Consider the following 15790-nt stretch of genomic DNA (forward strand, 5'->3'; position numbering starts at 1 on the left):
GAGCCGATTGCTGGTTCCTTCCTTATTTTGTATACAGGCAGGTGTGCTGTGATCATTCGAGCGATCGCTATAAACGATGGGAAAATGTACGGCCGGGACTGGAAGGGGATGGCTTTCTTGCTTGGGTTCTCCCTGCTTTCGATTTGGCTGTTTACACAGGCGTTGTCTTCGCATTTGTTTGCCAGTCGGTTTAGTCAACCATTTGCGATTGCGCTTGTAGACGAGGATCAGACCTTTAATACACGGCTGATTAGCCGTCAGCTTGAAGAAACGGAATATTTGAAAGGGTTTATTACCATTCAGCATGTGACGAAGGCAGAAGCGATACGGAGCATTGAACGGAATGAAATTGCGGGGGCAGTTGTAATTCCGCAGGGCTTCACGGCTAGTTTGTATAGTGGGGATAACTGGCCGATTCAATTCATCGGCAATCCGGCTCAGCAGAAGCGCTCGGTGCAGATGAAGAACGAACTGACGAGTGCTGTACAGTACATTTCAGCCGGGCAAAGTGCCGTGAAAGCGGTCTGGTATGCAGCTCGGGATGGGGGAGCGTCACCTGAACAATTAGATCGATTGATGAAAGAAAGTGTTATGACATTTATGAGTCAGGCGCTAGCACGCGGTGAATTGTATCGGGAGCGGACGCTTACAAGCTTACCAGATGTGAAGTTGCCAGAATACTATACAGCGGCACTTGGTGTGTTGTTTGCCGGTTTTTTCGCAGTGCGTGGTAGTCGGGCGTTTACGGTAGAGAAAGAGTCTGGTGTGCTGCGCCGTCTTTATGCCGCTCCGGTCGCCTGGTGGCAGGTTGGGATCGGTAAATTCATTGCGCTATTTGGTGCGTTGTTTGTGCAGGTAGCTATTTTATTCGGCGCGGCTATTTTTTTGTTTGATGTCTACATTGGTTCGCAGTGGGGGGAGATAGTACTTCTGCTGCTGTCGGCTTCTTTTGTGCTCGGAGCATGGGGGATGTTGCTTGGCGTGATTGGACTGGTTTCGCGAGGAGCAGATGTGCTCGGATACGTGGGTACATTCTTGCTTGCTTTCCTTGGAGGGTGTATCTATCCATTGTTTTCCCTGCCGGAGGTGTTACAGGTACTTGGAGAGTGGACGTTTCAGCATGGGATGATGACGGGATTGCTCATTATCTTTTCAGGGCAGGACGGATTGGCGCTGATGCCTGTATGTGGACGTCTATTTCTTGTAGGCAGTATTCTGCTTGGTTTTGCAGCGCTAATGTTCTCGCGTGTGTGGAAAGGGAGGGGATACGATGCGTAACGTATGGGGACTTCGCCTTCGACTCTGGGCGCGAGATCGCATATTTGTAGCGCTTGTAGTACTGCTTCCTGTTCTGTTCGTGCTTGTTATGGGGGCAGCTGGTAGCTTCGAGGCGCAGCCTGTTATCGCAGTCGCGGTCGCAGATGAGGACCGGACTGACTATTCCAAGCTTGTGATCGATCGATTTTCGAAGAAGGAAGGCATTCGTGTTATTCAAGGCAGCGAGTCTGATGTGAAGATGCTGGCCGAGAATTATAAAGTCGAGGCGGCTTTTGTGATTCGAAAAGGATTTAAGGAAGCCATTCTCCATGAAGACACTCGAGAGCGAATTGATGTATTCAAAAATCCGGGTTCGCTTTCGTACGGGATTCTGGAAGAAATGCTTGGTAGTGAAGTCGCCCGTCTGTCTGCAAATGCAGGAGCGGCTAACATGGCGGTGCGTGTATATCGAGAGTATGGGTTATCTCCTGTGCCGGAATCCACCTTATGGGAGCGGGTACGAGCATATGCGGATGCTCAGTGGGAACCGAAACCACTTCTTACACTGGAAGAGAAGAAGTGGACAGCGGACGGATTGTCAAAAGCAGCGAATGTGGCCCCAATCTCTTCAACTCTGATGGCTGGCATCGGGGTGCTGCTCGTCTTGCTTATGTTACTGGTTCTGTTATCGAGTGCATGGTTAATTGAGGAGCGTGAGGCGGGCATCCTTCGCCGGGCCCGTTCTGTTCCCGGGATGCTCGGCAAGTTGTACATGGGCAGTGTGCTAGCGCAGCTTACGATTGCGATGACAGTTGTGTTGCTTTGTGTAGGAATTGCGTATGTTGGGTTCGGTACCTGGCTTCTGCCGCATCCCCTGCTGTACGGGCTGCTTGCTGTGTACATGGTGGCTGCTTCCGGGATTGGGATGGCCATAGCTGTCCATATGCGGACAGGTGGTCAGCTCGCAAGCATTGCGCCGCTGGCTGCGATGTTGACGGGGTTTATCGGAGGATGTTTTTGGGCGTTTCTCCCTGTGCCGGATGCACTTGCTGCGCTTTCCCTTTGCACGCCGCAGGGCTGGGTACTCTTAGGAACAAAGGAGCTGCTGGCTGGGGGAAATATGGGGGGAATGTTTGGAACAGCGGTAGGAGTTCTGCTGGCAGTAGGAGGGCTGCTTCATCTGTACAGTTTTTGGTACATTGATAGAAAAAAGTGTGGAGATGAAAGATGAGGGGGAGAAAATGCATTCACCTTTCTCCCTCTTGCAGCAGACTATACTCGTTTTACCGTCATGTTGTATTGATTGTATAGTTCAAGGCGGCGGTCGTTAAAAGGAGCGACCTGCCCGTGTGCCCGATTCGCTTCGAGTGCTGTACTGTCAAGGCGAGCCGACACTGTCATAACGTTGTTCGTTTCCCCGAGAGCGAGTATACCGTTCGCTGGAAATGGATGATCGCATGGACTAAAAATGCCTGCCTGAGAATAGCCCGCATCTATTTGTGGAACGTGCGGCAAATAGCCAACAAGTCCGCTCAGAACGACAAACACTTGATTCTCAATTGCCCGTGCCTGTGCACAGTATCGCACACGGTAGTAGCCTTCCGCCCCGTCTGTGTAAGACGGGCAGAGGATAATATCCGCCCCCATTCCAGCTACAATCCGGGATGCTTCCGGAAACTCGATGTCGTAGCACGTCAGGATCGCTACACGTCCAATCTCGGTATCCTGAACAGTAAACCGATCGCCCGGTGTTAGGTTCCACCGGTTGCGCTCTTCCGGTGTGCTGTGGACTTTGGTCTGACGAATGACATCGCCATTTGGCATAAATAAATAAGCCGCATTCAGGAAGGCATCATTTTCTTTTGTAATGTGTGTACCTCCGAGTATGGTGATCCCGGTCTGCTTACTGATCGTAGAAAACGTTGTCATGTATTCGTCTGTGAAGGAAGCCATATAGTCACACGCTTCGGCATGGTTCATGACCGATTCAAGAGCGAGAAGTGTGCCGGTCACGTATTCAGGAAATACGATGAGTCGGCTGCCGTCATCTATGGCTTGCTTCGTGTGCTGCATGACTTGATCCCAGAATTCTTCTTTGTTGGTAAGGGGACCGATTCCGAACTGAACTGCTGATACGGCTGAAACAGTCAACGTCATTCCTCCTGCAAGTTTATTCTCTATTTATTTTACTGGGGATTGCGCCACTCGACCAGTACAGCGTAGTCAAGTGATTCCCCGTCCTCTACATATTCAGGCAAAATCTGAAGTGGAGTAAGCCCCTGCTTGATCATAAATGAAAGTACCATATCATGAATTTGACCATTTGTCACTTGTATCACATATTCTTCTGGTGTCATCTGTGGGGCATGTTGATAATAGCCGGGGATACGGCATCCAGCTAAAAAGCGGGTAAGTCCTTTTTCTATGACAAGATTTTTGCGTGCTGTATAAAGAGCCTGTGCGATTCCTTGTCTACGAAATGAGGGGCGAACACACAAATCGATGCCGTATAGGCTATCTCCCATTGCGTTGTGGGTGTTTTTGATCATACCATTATCGGAGATCTGTGACCATGTATGCGGTGATCCGTCGTAACGGATGATGAGGGATGTAGCAGATCCAACCGGAAAACGATTTGCTTCGACAAGCATAGCTCCTTCAGGAAAGGTCTCAACATGAGCAGCTACTTGTTCCGGACTCCACCATAGCTCTTCAGGGAATGGAGGGGGAAAAGCTTCACGCTGAATATCGAGTAGAGCATCAAAGTCACGCTGTGTATACGGTCGAACGCTTACATGCATACAGATCTCCCCCTGTTTTTAAACGTTGAACCTCATAATTTCATTCTGTAGCTCTTGAGCCAGTTTACTTAAATCATCGGCAGCGGCTGTAACTTCTTCCATGGAAGCCAATTGTTCTTGAGAAGAGGCAGTAGTGCCCTGGGTCCCCATTGATATTTTTTCAGAAATCAGGCTTAGTTGCTCCATCGCTGCTGTCATTTGCTCGGTGCTTGCTGACACTTCTTCAGTGGCCGCTGATACATCCTGAACCTGCTCCGTAATTTGCTGAATCGAATGTAAAATTTGTTGAAAAGCCTGGCCTGCTTTATTAACAATAACGGCTCCAGCTTCAACTTCTTTTGCTCCTCTACCCATTACATCGATGGAGTGAGTTGTATTTTGTTGTATTTCTTTAATTAGCTCTCCAACTTGCTCCGAGGATTGTCTGGATTGTTCAGCCAATTTTCTTACTTCGTCAGCCACAACGGCAAATCCTTTTCCGTGTTCACCTGCCCGTGCCGCTTCGATCGCAGCATTTAAAGCCAATAGGTTGGTTTGACTTGCAATGTCACTAATTACTTCCATAATATGTCCGATTTTTATGGAGCTATCTTCTAAATCTTTCATAACGGTAGATGACTGTTGGACAGACGAACTAATGGTTTCCATTTGTTGTACCGTTTGGTTGATGATTTGATTCCCCTGTTTTGCTTGTTGCAGTACTTGTATGGATGACTCCGCCGCCGTAGAAGCGGACTCTGCAATACGCTGAAGGGCGATTGCCCCTTCTTCCATTGCTTTTTTATTTTCTTCTGTACTTTTCATTTGAATATCTGCACCTGTAGCGATTTCTTGCATAGTAGAAGCTATCTGATTAGCAGTTTGCGCTGCCTGTTCGGAACTGGCATATAGTTCTTCGGAAGAAGCAGCAATTTGCTTAGAGCTTTCGCTAACTTTGTGAATCAGATTGCGTAGATTCCCTTTCATCTGGTTGAATAATGTGGCCAAATCTCCGACTTCATCTTTATTTTTGACAACGACATCTGGTAGAGAGAGAGTTCCTTCCGCCATTTGCTTTGCAGTTTCCGCTATACGAACGATTGGCCTCGACAAAATACGACCGATCAAGTAAGCGATGACACTGCCAACTAAAAAGGCAAGGATCGAAATGAATATGACTACATTTTTAATATGAGCTACTTTCTCCTCGATTTGTGCAATGTTTTTGTTTAGAAGTTCGGTTTGAAAGATTTCTAGTTCATTTGTTTCCTGGATGAATACCTTTCCAATAGGGTTTCCTTTTTCTTTTATTAGACGTACAAACCCTTGCATATTGTTTTGTTTTTTTAAGGTGATGAGCTGTTCCGCGATACCCGCATATTCGGTATTCGTTTTATCAAGTTCTTGCAGGAAGCTTCTTACTTTTTCCTGATCGGTACTATTGCGTAATTCTAGTGATATTTCGGCAAACTTATTTCTGGCCTGTTCATAATCCTGAATCGAAGAATCATCTCCTGTAAGCAGGTATCCCCGAATGGATTTTAGCTGCTCGGTTGATAAATATCGTAGCTTTTCGACCATGATCATTCTTTTTACCCGAGTATCCAATAGGTTAGAGTATGTGGCATTTATAGCAGATAGCTGGTAAACGGCAATGCTTGCGACAATACCTAAAAGCACAAGAATAATGGAAAAGCCACTAAGCAACTTTTTATTAATACTCATCTCATAAACCTCCAGTAATGGTACTAAATACTTAAATACAATCATTGTTTTTAATATTTATATTACCTTGGTATGATTAATAAATCAATTTTTTACTGTAGGTATAGTAATAATCAGGTATGAAATTTCGTTATTATAGGGGATGATTAGACTATGGTATGATGGTTTATCAGATTGGTACTCAGTCTGGTGGGTCTGGTATAATAACGGCGTAAACACTAGCAAATGTATGATGGAAAGGAGAGAGATAAAATGGGACGATTGTTTATTATTCTTGGAAGCTTCAATATGTTCATGTCGGTAGCGCTTGGCGCATTCGGTGCACATGTTCTTCGTAGTCTTGTGACAGCGGACAGGCTTGCGACCTTTAATACAGGCGTACATTATCATATGATTCATGCGCTTGGGTTGATTGCGATTGGGATTTTTATTGGACAGATTGGTGTAAGTAAAATGCTGACATGGGCGGGCTGGCTGCTTCAATTCGGGATTCTCTGCTTCTCGTTCAGTCTGTATTTCCTTGTGATGCTGAATCTTCCATGGCTCGGTGCGATTACGCCGATTGGTGGTGTCGCATTTCTGATCGGCTGGATTCTGCTTGCGGTATCGGCTGCTAAGGCGAACAAAAGATAAGAGCAAGCTAGAGCCATTCCACCTGAAAGTTGGGTTCTATGTCGATGATGTCAAAGGTTTCACCGACGCTAAAGGGACTCGCAGCTTGAATTCGAATGGATTTAGGAGATGGAATAGCGAGAATGATACCCCGGCTCCCCCGGTTGCCGCGTATTGTTTTTCCTGTAAGAGAGGCAGCAAGCGGTAGCGGGTCTGTCGTATGAAGGGTATCGCTGCTATAGGACAGGACAGTACCTTTCGATAATATGAAATCATCGCGCAGAATCAGTACAGCATTGTCTGCCTCAGTTTGAACATGTTCAACCGGGTAGATAGATGCCTGCGTATCTGAAGAACGAGCGATTCGCACATAGCCTGAATTTCCGGAAACGGGGAGGGGTGGCGTGATGCGGATCGCTCGTTTGGTATAGTCAACGTCTATAATGGTGCTCGTTATACGCCGTATCCCTTCATAGCGGATTCCTTGGAATCGCATCTCATCTGCGTACATACAATCTGCACGCATGATTTTTCCCTGAAGGTTGGTGCGCACCATGGCACATCGGCCTATTACCTGCCACTCGCCGAAGCGGGTTTGGACTACCATCGTCTGCCGGATCGGACTGTACACCCAGAAGTCAATAGACCCACTCTCATGTGTTACAGACAGAGCTGTTACTTGTACGCCGCGGGCAGAGAGTCGATGAATTCGGGATAGTTCGGATGGTTGTTTGTTTTTTCGCGTACAGAAAACAGCGGCGTACTGCATGGTCGTACCTGTGCCGCGTACGATGAGCAAGGGATGCTTCTCACGTCCGTCGAGAGTCGGATAGGTTCCAGTCCAAATGCGTTCGTTCCCTGTTAGTAGCCCCTGCCATGTTAGCGTATAGCCTTCTTGGGATACCCAGTTCGCCTGCAGGATGTTGTCTGCGGGCTTTTCGCATGGTTGCAGATCATAAATAAATCCATACCCGTTATTTGGATCTGGTGTCCAGCCTTGAGCGCGTTCTTCCTTGCCTAGCGGATGGAATGTTTCCCCTGTCGTAAGACGTTCTCCGAAGCTTTGGCCAGGTGCATCATAATACAGACGCTTCGATGCATCTACACCGGCTAGCGTCCAAGTCGAATCTGCCGAACGTATCCGAGATACGGCTAGTGATAGTTCCGCTTTCTCATGAAAAGCGCGGAAGGTATAATCGCCTGTTACAGCCCCGCGAATGTAAAATAGATCGAGTACATAAGAAGAAGCACCAAGTGGTACGATGGCGACTGCTCGTTCATATGCCTCGATTCCATACAGGTTTGGAGCGCTTCCTTCGAACATTGTGATGCCGTCTTTTTCATATAGAAAAGAAAGTGTACCCCCGGCACACGGTTTATATAGTTGTCCGCGTTTCATTTTCTGGTCGCTGTTTACAACTACAGTATTATGGGCGATGGAGTGCGTAGTCCAGCCGTAGTGCCCGTTTGTACCATACGAACTGTAGCCGACATCTGCTGAGATTTCCTTACCGTATGCGTAATAAGATAAACCAAGCATATCATCGTGACTATGTGTGTAATTCGGGCCAACTCGCATTAGTATAGTAGTGCCATTGCCATCACGTCCGATAAGAATGCCTGCCTGCCCGGTGAAGATAGAGGAAGTAGGTAGGGTTAGTGCAGCTGCCTGATGTGGCTCTGGATGAGAGAGAAAGAGATCAAGGCCTTTTGTACCGAGTCTTTTTTCAACGAGTGCATATAGACTGTACAGGTGTTTGGCAGCTTGACTGCGTAGGGCATCATCTGGGGAGAAGGTATAGAAATGAAGGGCAGCTCGGTATATATCGGCCATTGTTTTCGGATCGGGTGCAGGATTGCTTGATCGATCTTGTCCCCAGTCGCCGTAACATGGCAGATGCCCCTGGCAAAGCAGGTCCAATGGATTTTCGACAGCGAATTGGAAAAAACGACGGCTTTCAAACGGATGCGAACCTACCTGAGCGGTATCAGCACGCATCGCAAGTAGTCCCATATCAAGCAGCACCGTACTAGTGAACATGGAATAACCGTATGATCCTTCAAAATACATGCCATCTCGCCCGAGTGCGTTAGCGAGAAATACATCTGTCGCCCGAATTCCCCATTTTAGATAATCTGGCTCCTCTAGTACCAACCCAACCGCCAGCATCGCGCGTACACCATCCGCTTCGTGATTGTGCAGTTCAGTCAGATTCCCCTCGGTCAGGTCATACTCGGGTCCACCGGGTTCTGTAAGCAAGTAGTCACGCAGCATTGCCTCAATGTTGTCTCGTACTGTGCCTGGCAGACCAAGCAGTGCCCGTGCCGGGGATGGTTCACCGAGTTCTGGCAGGTAATACAGCCAGTCATAATCGTGGGCAAGCAGCACTTTAACCCGATACACGATACTCGTAAGCAGATGTAGACGTCCCATTTCTTTGGTGCTGCCGAATGGTGTGAAATCACGCGGTCCGATTGTGCCGGGATAAATAGCGGCGAACGCATCGAGAATAACGATTGCTTGTCGTGCGTACCGTTGGTTGTTCGTCAGGATATACAGCCAGACAAGCTTAGTAACCATGCCTTCATGATCTCGGACCCCGCCGAGTAGCTGTCCTGCTATGTAGAAGTTCCACATTCCAATCAGGTAGTACTCAATCCCATCCCGTTTGATCCCAGCGCCTTCGTCTGTATATGTTGCATCGGGTAGCACGGTTTTACAGGAAGGGCAGGTGACTGTCTTAATGGGAAAACGGGAAAACATTGCTCGCTGTGCATCTTCAGAGAACGGAAACGGTTTGCGGCAATGGGGACAGCCCGTAATGCCGTATGCAAAAGTTTGCCCATGCATAGACAGAACGCAGGCATATACGTCTTCCTCAGACCAGTCGATCAGAAATTGCTGGCACTCGGCTTCTAATTGCTTGAAGGTTTGTTTGGCCCATGGGTGAGTAGCTATGTTTTTTCGTGCGGTTGCGAGTTGCTTTGCGTCTACATAAAACCCTCGTTTTGGTTTAAGCATACGATCCCTTCTTTCTTGATGATGGAAGGTTACCGATGGATACGACAGTCTATATCGTACGATATGTTAATTCTCATATGAATATTTTTTGATTGTTACGAAAAAGGAGGATATAGGATTTTTTTGTCGAAATAGGTCTATAAGCCAAAATTCAGGGAGGCGAGGTAAATGGGTTACTTACACAAAGCCAACTGGAGTGCGATACAAAGTCACCGGAACGCAATCTTTATGGTTAATGTCGAAGGTCCGAGTGAATATAAACATGTGACGACTGTTGATAAAAATGATCTTTTGTCCATGAAGTACTATATAACATACGGGTCATGCACAATCGTGCATGAAATTGTTGATAAGGCGATTGATGAGAATGACAATTTGATTTTGTTTGTGAAAGACAATGTTATTGAATGTCTCCGATAAGCTGCTCATTTGAGCGGCTTTTTTCTTTAGTTACATCCTGTATTTGGGAAAATATAGAGAAGAACACGTAAGAGCGATCAGCAGATGCAGTAACAAGCTAAAGGGTAAGAAAAACGGCCTTTCTCGATATTCAGTTGGGAAAAGGCCGTTTATTATGGTCACTTGGGGTTCGATCTCGTAGTCAGATCTTACGACAAATACTTCTGAATCATCGCGTTAATTTGCCCACCAAGAATCAAGATCATCGCAGATAAATAAAACCAGATCATCAGAATAATAACGCCCCCAAGACTGCCGTATGTAATCGTGTAGCTGTTGAAGCTGTTCACATAGAACGAGAAGCCGTACGAGACAACGAGCCAGCCAACTGCCGCAAATACAGCACCGATACAGCCAATGCGCCAGTGTACCTTACAATTTGGGGCAAAGTAATAGATGAATGCAAACAACCCGATCAAGAACACGAAGCTGAACACCCAGCGGATAACTGTCCAGAATTGCAGAACATTTTCTGGAACAATGATATACGATGTAACAAATGTCTCGATTGTCTTGCCAAACACCGGCAAAAGAAGTGTCACAATAATAGCAAGTACCATGCCGATGGTAAATAAAATCGCCATCATTCGTGACATAACATACGAACGCTCCTCTTTTACGTCATACGCCCGATTCAGTGCACTAATAATCGCATGAATCGCACTAGATGAGGTCCATAGCGTTCCAAGGAGACTAAAGACGAGCAGCCAGCCGCGTCGTACGTTTAATATGCTGTGGATATTGCTTTCCAGCAGTTCCGTTACTTTTTGTGGGGCAACCGCATGCAGGAAGTAGAGGGTATGCTCGGCTGAGATAGGCAAGTACCCGATCAAGGTGAAGGCAAAAATGAAAAACGGAAAAATCGACAACATGAAATAGTACGCCAGCTGCGCCGACATACCGGATACATCATTTTCAATAAAGCGTCCCACCAGTTCTTTTCCGTATTGATATAGGCGGCTTTTGGATAGAAATGAAATCATAAGCCCTCTCCATTGACATTTTTGGGTGTTATCGTTATCGTACCAGTATCTTTTATTTTATATGAAAAGTGTCGGAGGACAATAACATGGCAAAAGTATTTCTTGTACGCAATCGCCGCAAGCGATTGGAACAGGGTCATCCCTGGGTATACCAAAGTGAAGTAGAGCGAATCGAAGGCGAATATGAGCCGGGTGACATGGTCGATGTGGTGAATCATCAGGGTCATTTTCTCGCTAAAGGATATATCAATCCACAATCACAAATGATCGTGCGTATTTTATCATACCGCCCGGATGAAGAGATTAATCAAGAGTGGGTGACAGCGCGTGTACGCCAGGCCTGGACATTCCGTCAGCGTTTCTTACCAGGAATACGCTCTTGCCGCGTGCTGTATGGCGAAGCGGATTTCCTGCCGGGTGTAGTGGTAGATAAATATGAGGACGTACTTGTTGTTCAGATTTTATCACTCGGCATGGAAGTGCGCAAAGATTGGCTGCTTCAGGCGCTGCTTGACGTATTTAGCCCGAGAGCTGTCTACTTGCGTAATGATGTGCATGTGCGTGGGCTGGAAGGGCTTGAGCAGGACAAAGGCTTCTGGTATGGCGAATCCGAGACTGAGATCGAAATTGAAGAAAATGGCTTAAAGCTTGTTGTTGATATTGAGAATGGGCAGAAAACAGGCTATTTCTTCGATCAGCGTGAAAACCGTTCAGCAATTGCCCCCATTATGATAGGCTGGGGCGCGGAACATGGCATCAGCTTGCAGCCGGTGGAAGAAGAAGGCGAAACGGTGATGAAGCCGGTGGACAAGCGCGGCAAAGTCATCAAAAATCCGTTCTGGGACGGCGCAGAAGTACTCGACTGCTTCACACATACAGGCTCCTTTACGTTGAATGCCTGCAAACATGGGGCAAAAAAGGTCACAACGCTTGATATTTCGGATCACGCGATTGAGACAGCGAAGCAAAATGTACAGCGGAACGGGTTCTTACACCGTGTGAACTTTGTTGTGGCGAATGCATTCGATTATTTACGGGAAGCGGTAAAAGAAAACAAGCAGTGGGATGTGGTCATCCTTGACCCGCCAGCATTCGCGAAGTCGCGCGGTGCGGTCAAAGGCGCGGTACGTGGCTATAAGGACATTAATCTGAACGGCCTAAAACTTGTGCGTGAGGGCGGCTATCTGGTGACAGCAAGCTGTTCATACCATATGAGCCCGGAACAGTTCCAGGAAACGATTCAGGAAGCAGCGGTTGACGCGAAAAAAATGCTGCGTCTGATTCACTGGAGCGGAGCGGGACTTGATCATCCTAAACTCACGGGAATTGATGAGGGCGACTACTTGAAGTTTGCCATTTATGAAGTAACGTCTCGCTAATATAAGTTAAACAAAAGGAGAGCTTCCGGAAAACCGGGCTCTCCTTTTATTATTTTTGCGCTTGGCTCACTTGCTTCTCATCATATGCTTTCATTTTCTTCAATAGAACTTGTTCCGTAATTTCCGGTGATCCGGCATTGACCCGCTTAATCAGCTCCTGCCCGCGTTCTGCGATCCCCTCTTCCGTGGTAAAAAACAGGGTAACACCAGCTTCTTTTCCAGCTTGTATGGTGAGCGGACTATATGCGCCATACGGGAAGGCTAACAAATTTGGCTGCTTGCCAAGCATAGCCTGAAGTTCCATATCTGCTACCATCAAGTCGGTCCGGATGCGTGTATGCGCTTCTGCCTTTGTCTCATTAAGAAGTGGGCCGAGTAATACCGGTTTTTTCGTACCTTTCTCATCTACGACATCTTTATAGTGTTGATTATACGTATGGGAATAAAATGACATTCCTTGTGTCTGCAATTCTTTTATTTGTTTCCATGACATGTGCGGCAGAGCACCTGGTGGTGAATTCTCGATGTAGCTAACTACAAGGAAGTTCGTAGCTGTATACCCGTATTTATTAAGAATGGGGCAGGCTTTTGTGTAGAAGCTTTCGTATCCGTCATCAAACGTAAGGAGTACGGCGTTTGGTGGGACATCCTGTTCATTTTTCATGTAGCTGATAAAATGCGGCATGGAAATGATGGTATAACCAGCATCCCGCAATGCTTTCATATGAGAGTGAAACCGGATAGGTGTAATGGCTGCGCTAGTTTGAGGATATGCCTCAAGGTGATGATACGTAAGAACAAGCACCTTATCTTTGTAATGAAAGGGAATGGTATATGCGAATGCTGGCTTTATGAGCAGCAGACAGATCATAAAACCCGCAGCAAAAATTAAATGTCTTCTTCCTTTTAACCCCATCATCGTTCCTCCGTTTTTATACGCTTGATCTTTTTATCTTATCAATTTGTACTACAAAAATTGTATTTTTACAACAAAAAAACCATGTGTCTTCGATGTTCCTGCACGATTCTACAAAAATACATATTTTAGTTGCGTGAATTGTCGGACAATTAATGTTTTATTTAGGTTTATACCGTTTTATAATGAGCTTACGAAACCAAATGGAACGAGGAGGAATAAACGATGATACCAATGGAAGATAAGGATATGAATGTGTTTACCTACTATGAGGAAGGTATCACACAGTATATTTGGCTGCAGGATGTAACGGAAGGTCGGGCACGAACCGTCGAGGAAGAAGCTGCTCATTCTTCGCTGGCTGAACTAGTTGAGATGCTGCAGGAAGGAAGTAATAGGCTATGGCCGAATGGATCATTTATCGCTGCTGTAGTGGAAGGGGCGGTTCGGGATGCAGCGGGCTGGTTGATAGACGGGTCACAGGATATTGGGTATTTAGATACAGGTTGAGCTGACAAAAGCAGGCGCCGCTTTTCTCAATTCAACGTAAATGGCTAGCCCCATCCTGAACGCTCCCTCCTTCGACACATATATGAAATTTACTCCCCCACATTGCATGGTTCATGCCCCGATTTGGTATAATGGAAGAAAAACGAACGGAGTTATTCTTACATGAATCCCATTCTGTATGTAGAAAACATGACAGGCGGATACCGAAAAAACCGCCCCATTATTCATGACGTGTCATTCTCTGTATATCCAGAAGAAATGGTCGGACTCATCGGGCTCAATGGAGCTGGAAAGAGTACGACCATTAAGCATATTCTAGGGCTGTTAACTCCGACAGCAGGTACTGTACGCATAAATGGCACAGCGCTTACGGATGACCCAAAGAAATATCGCTCAGCTTATTCATACGTACCGGAGAACCCGCTTGTATATGATGATCTGACGCTGCGAGAGCACCTGGAGTTTACTGCGATGGCGTATGGCATCGATCGAGATACATTCACGGCACGTAGTGAAATGCTAGTAGATGAGTTCCGAATGAAGGATCGTCTTGATACATTTCCGCGCCATATGTCAAAAGGGATGCGTCAGAAGATGATGATTATGAATGCGTTTCTGGTACAGCCATCATTGTATATGATTGATGAGCCGTTCCTTGGACTTGACCCGCTTGGCATTCGTTCTCTATTAGAGCTGATGGTACGGATGAAAAAAACAGGCGCCGGGATTTTGATGAGTTCCCATATTTTGTCGACGGTAGAGAGGTATTGTGATAAATTCGTGGTGCTCCATCAGGGGCGAGTATGCGCATCAGGTACGCTTGCGGACTTGCGTCGGCAGACCGGCCTGATGAACGGTTCGCTGGACGATATTTTCTATGAGCTAACGAAAGAAGAGGACAAAGCTTGATATGGAGATAAAAGCGTTATGGAACAAGCGCATGGGTGCATTTTTGACGGAAGCGCTCGGTTATTTGCGCTACGTGGGCAATAGTGGGGCGATTGGATTTCTTGTGCTTGTCGTCCTAACGGGTGCATACTATTATTCGCGCTTGTTGAAGTATTTGCCGGATACATATCCAGTTGAATGGGGAATCGGGCTTGTGATGGTGTATTTGCTTACGAGAGGACAGGTCCGAACGTTTATCAAAGAAGCGGATCTTGTGTTTTTGCTGCCGCTTGAATCAGACATGAAACCATATTTCCGGTCCGCTGTGTTGTACAGCTTCATCTTTCAGGCAGCTGGGATTGCTGGGATGCTGCTCGTACTGTGGCCGTTGTATCGGCACCGGATGGGGGAAGCAGCACTTTCATTCGGGAGTGTGCTGCTTGTCTTGCTTGTGCTGCGTCTGCTGAATACGGCGGCACGCTGGCAGGAGGAGAGACTGTCGGAATCGAGAGAAGTGATGTGGTATGGACTTGGTCGAACCTGTGTGAATGCAGCGATTGTCCTTGTAGTATTTGTGCGGGGGTTCGTCTTGCTGAGTCTGCTAGGAGCAGTTGTTTTTATTGCAGTGGCGGCCTGGTATTATCGTCATACTCTAGTATCCCGTACCGTGAATTGGGAGCGGCTGCTGCAGACTGAGCAGGCACTTGCATCCCGCTTTTATTCATGGATGAATCAGTTTGTCGATGTGCCATATGAATTTAGTAAAGTCCGGCGCAGGAATTGGGCCGCATCACTCGTTGGGCGGCTTTCGTTTACATCGCACAATGCATATATATATTTGTATGCGAAAACGTTCGTGCGTTCTGAACTGTTCGCCATGGTGCTGCGGCTGACGATTATTGGCTGTGTGATTATTATGGTAATCGACGGTTCGTTGGCGAAGTGGATTACGTATGTACTGGTGCTTGGCGTGACGGCCGTACAGCTATCATCGCTGCGTCGCTATCATCGCTATATGTTTTGGGCGCATATTTATCCCCTTTCACTCGATGGAAGAAGAGAAGCGGTGGAACGGGTAGTTGGGATCGTTCTGCTCATTCAATCGCTGTTTCTGGATATAGCCCTGTTTCTCCCTTTTTCGGCAGGATGGCATCTACTTGCAGGTCCTGTGGCGGGACTGGTGATTACATATGGATATAGTCGAGTTGTGCTCGGACGTCGTTTGCAGTCTTTATAAGTGTCGTGTCAAAGAAGACTAT

The 15790-nt window shown here is 46.9% G+C and carries 14 protein-coding genes; 8 read left to right on the top strand and 6 right to left on the bottom strand.

Annotated features, from left to right (window positions below):
* Positions 1–48 precede the first annotated feature (48 nt).
* Positions 49–1278, top strand: a complete 1230-nt coding sequence (locus tag PO771_RS00770; protein WP_272561417.1) for an ABC transporter permease — start codon at positions 49–51, stop codon at positions 1276–1278.
* Positions 1271–2488, top strand: a complete 1218-nt coding sequence (locus PO771_RS00775; protein WP_272561418.1) for an ABC transporter permease — start codon at positions 1271–1273, stop codon at positions 2486–2488. Before PO771_RS00770 ends, PO771_RS00775 begins: the two co-directional genes overlap by 8 nt.
* Before the next feature lie 41 nt (positions 2489–2529).
* Here PO771_RS00775 and PO771_RS00780 read toward each other — a convergent pair whose 3' ends face one another.
* From PO771_RS00780 to PO771_RS00790, 3 genes are read right to left on the bottom strand one after another with little or no spacing between them, the layout of a single operon-like run.
* On the bottom strand, positions 2530–3408 hold the full coding sequence (locus tag PO771_RS00780) for a carbon-nitrogen hydrolase family protein (protein WP_272561419.1): 879 nt from the start codon (positions 3406–3408) through the stop codon (positions 2530–2532).
* A 35-nt stretch (positions 3409–3443) separates the two neighbouring features.
* Positions 3444–4058, bottom strand: coding sequence for a GNAT family N-acetyltransferase (locus PO771_RS00785; protein ID WP_272561420.1), 615 nt, complete (start codon positions 4056–4058; stop codon positions 3444–3446).
* 18 nt (positions 4059–4076) lie between these two features.
* On the bottom strand, positions 4077–5762 hold the full coding sequence (locus PO771_RS00790; RefSeq protein WP_272561421.1) for a methyl-accepting chemotaxis protein: 1686 nt from the start codon (positions 5760–5762) through the stop codon (positions 4077–4079).
* Between the two features lie 252 nt (positions 5763–6014).
* Here PO771_RS00790 and PO771_RS00795 point away from each other — a divergent pair, with 252 nt between their 5' ends.
* Positions 6015–6395: a DUF423 domain-containing protein gene (locus PO771_RS00795; RefSeq protein WP_272561422.1), complete on the top strand. Its 381-nt coding sequence runs from the start codon at positions 6015–6017 to the stop codon at positions 6393–6395.
* A 7-nt stretch (positions 6396–6402) separates the two neighbouring features.
* Here the strand turns inward: PO771_RS00795 and PO771_RS00800 are convergent, their stop codons facing one another.
* A complete protein-coding gene (locus PO771_RS00800; protein WP_272561423.1) occupies positions 6403–9396 on the bottom strand; it encodes a heparinase II/III domain-containing protein in 2994 nt (997 codons plus the stop codon).
* A gap of 168 nt (positions 9397–9564) precedes the next feature.
* Here PO771_RS00800 and PO771_RS00805 point away from each other — a divergent pair, with 168 nt between their 5' ends.
* The gene (locus tag PO771_RS00805; protein ID WP_272561424.1) at positions 9565–9816 is read left to right on the top strand and encodes a hypothetical protein; all 252 of its coding nucleotides are present in this window, start codon (positions 9565–9567) and stop codon (positions 9814–9816) included.
* A gap of 188 nt (positions 9817–10004) precedes the next feature.
* Here the strand turns inward: PO771_RS00805 and PO771_RS00810 are convergent, their stop codons facing one another.
* A complete protein-coding gene (locus PO771_RS00810) occupies positions 10005–10838 on the bottom strand; it encodes a YihY/virulence factor BrkB family protein (RefSeq protein WP_272561425.1) in 834 nt (277 codons plus the stop codon).
* Between the two features lie 86 nt (positions 10839–10924).
* On the opposite strand from PO771_RS00810, the gene PO771_RS00815 reads away from it, so the two are divergent.
* Positions 10925–12217, top strand: a complete 1293-nt coding sequence (locus PO771_RS00815; RefSeq protein WP_272561426.1) for a class I SAM-dependent rRNA methyltransferase — start codon at positions 10925–10927, stop codon at positions 12215–12217.
* Positions 12218–12266: 49 nt separating this feature from the next.
* Here the strand turns inward: PO771_RS00815 and PO771_RS00820 are convergent, their stop codons facing one another.
* Positions 12267–13136 carry a polysaccharide deacetylase family protein gene (locus PO771_RS00820; RefSeq protein WP_272561427.1) on the bottom strand — a complete coding sequence of 290 codons (870 nt, stop codon included), beginning with the start codon at positions 13134–13136 and terminating at the stop codon, positions 12267–12269.
* A gap of 222 nt (positions 13137–13358) precedes the next feature.
* Between PO771_RS00820 and PO771_RS00825 the strand changes: the two genes are divergently transcribed.
* The 3 genes from PO771_RS00825 (at position 13359) to PO771_RS00835 (ending at position 15768) form a co-directional block, all read left to right on the top strand.
* Positions 13359–13643 carry a hypothetical protein gene (locus PO771_RS00825; protein ID WP_272561428.1) on the top strand — a complete coding sequence of 95 codons (285 nt, stop codon included), beginning with the start codon at positions 13359–13361 and terminating at the stop codon, positions 13641–13643.
* A 162-nt stretch (positions 13644–13805) separates the two neighbouring features.
* Complete coding sequence (locus PO771_RS00830) at positions 13806–14552, top strand: ABC transporter ATP-binding protein (RefSeq protein ID WP_272561429.1); 747 nt, start codon at positions 13806–13808, stop codon at positions 14550–14552.
* Position 14553: 1 nt separating this feature from the next.
* Complete coding sequence (locus PO771_RS00835) at positions 14554–15768, top strand: ABC transporter permease (RefSeq protein ID WP_272561430.1); 1215 nt, start codon at positions 14554–14556, stop codon at positions 15766–15768.
* The last annotated feature ends 22 nt before the right edge of the window (positions 15769–15790 follow it).

It is taken from the genome of Aneurinibacillus uraniidurans (assembly GCF_028471905.1).
GTDB lineage: Bacteria > Bacillota > Bacilli > Aneurinibacillales > Aneurinibacillaceae > Aneurinibacillus > Aneurinibacillus uraniidurans.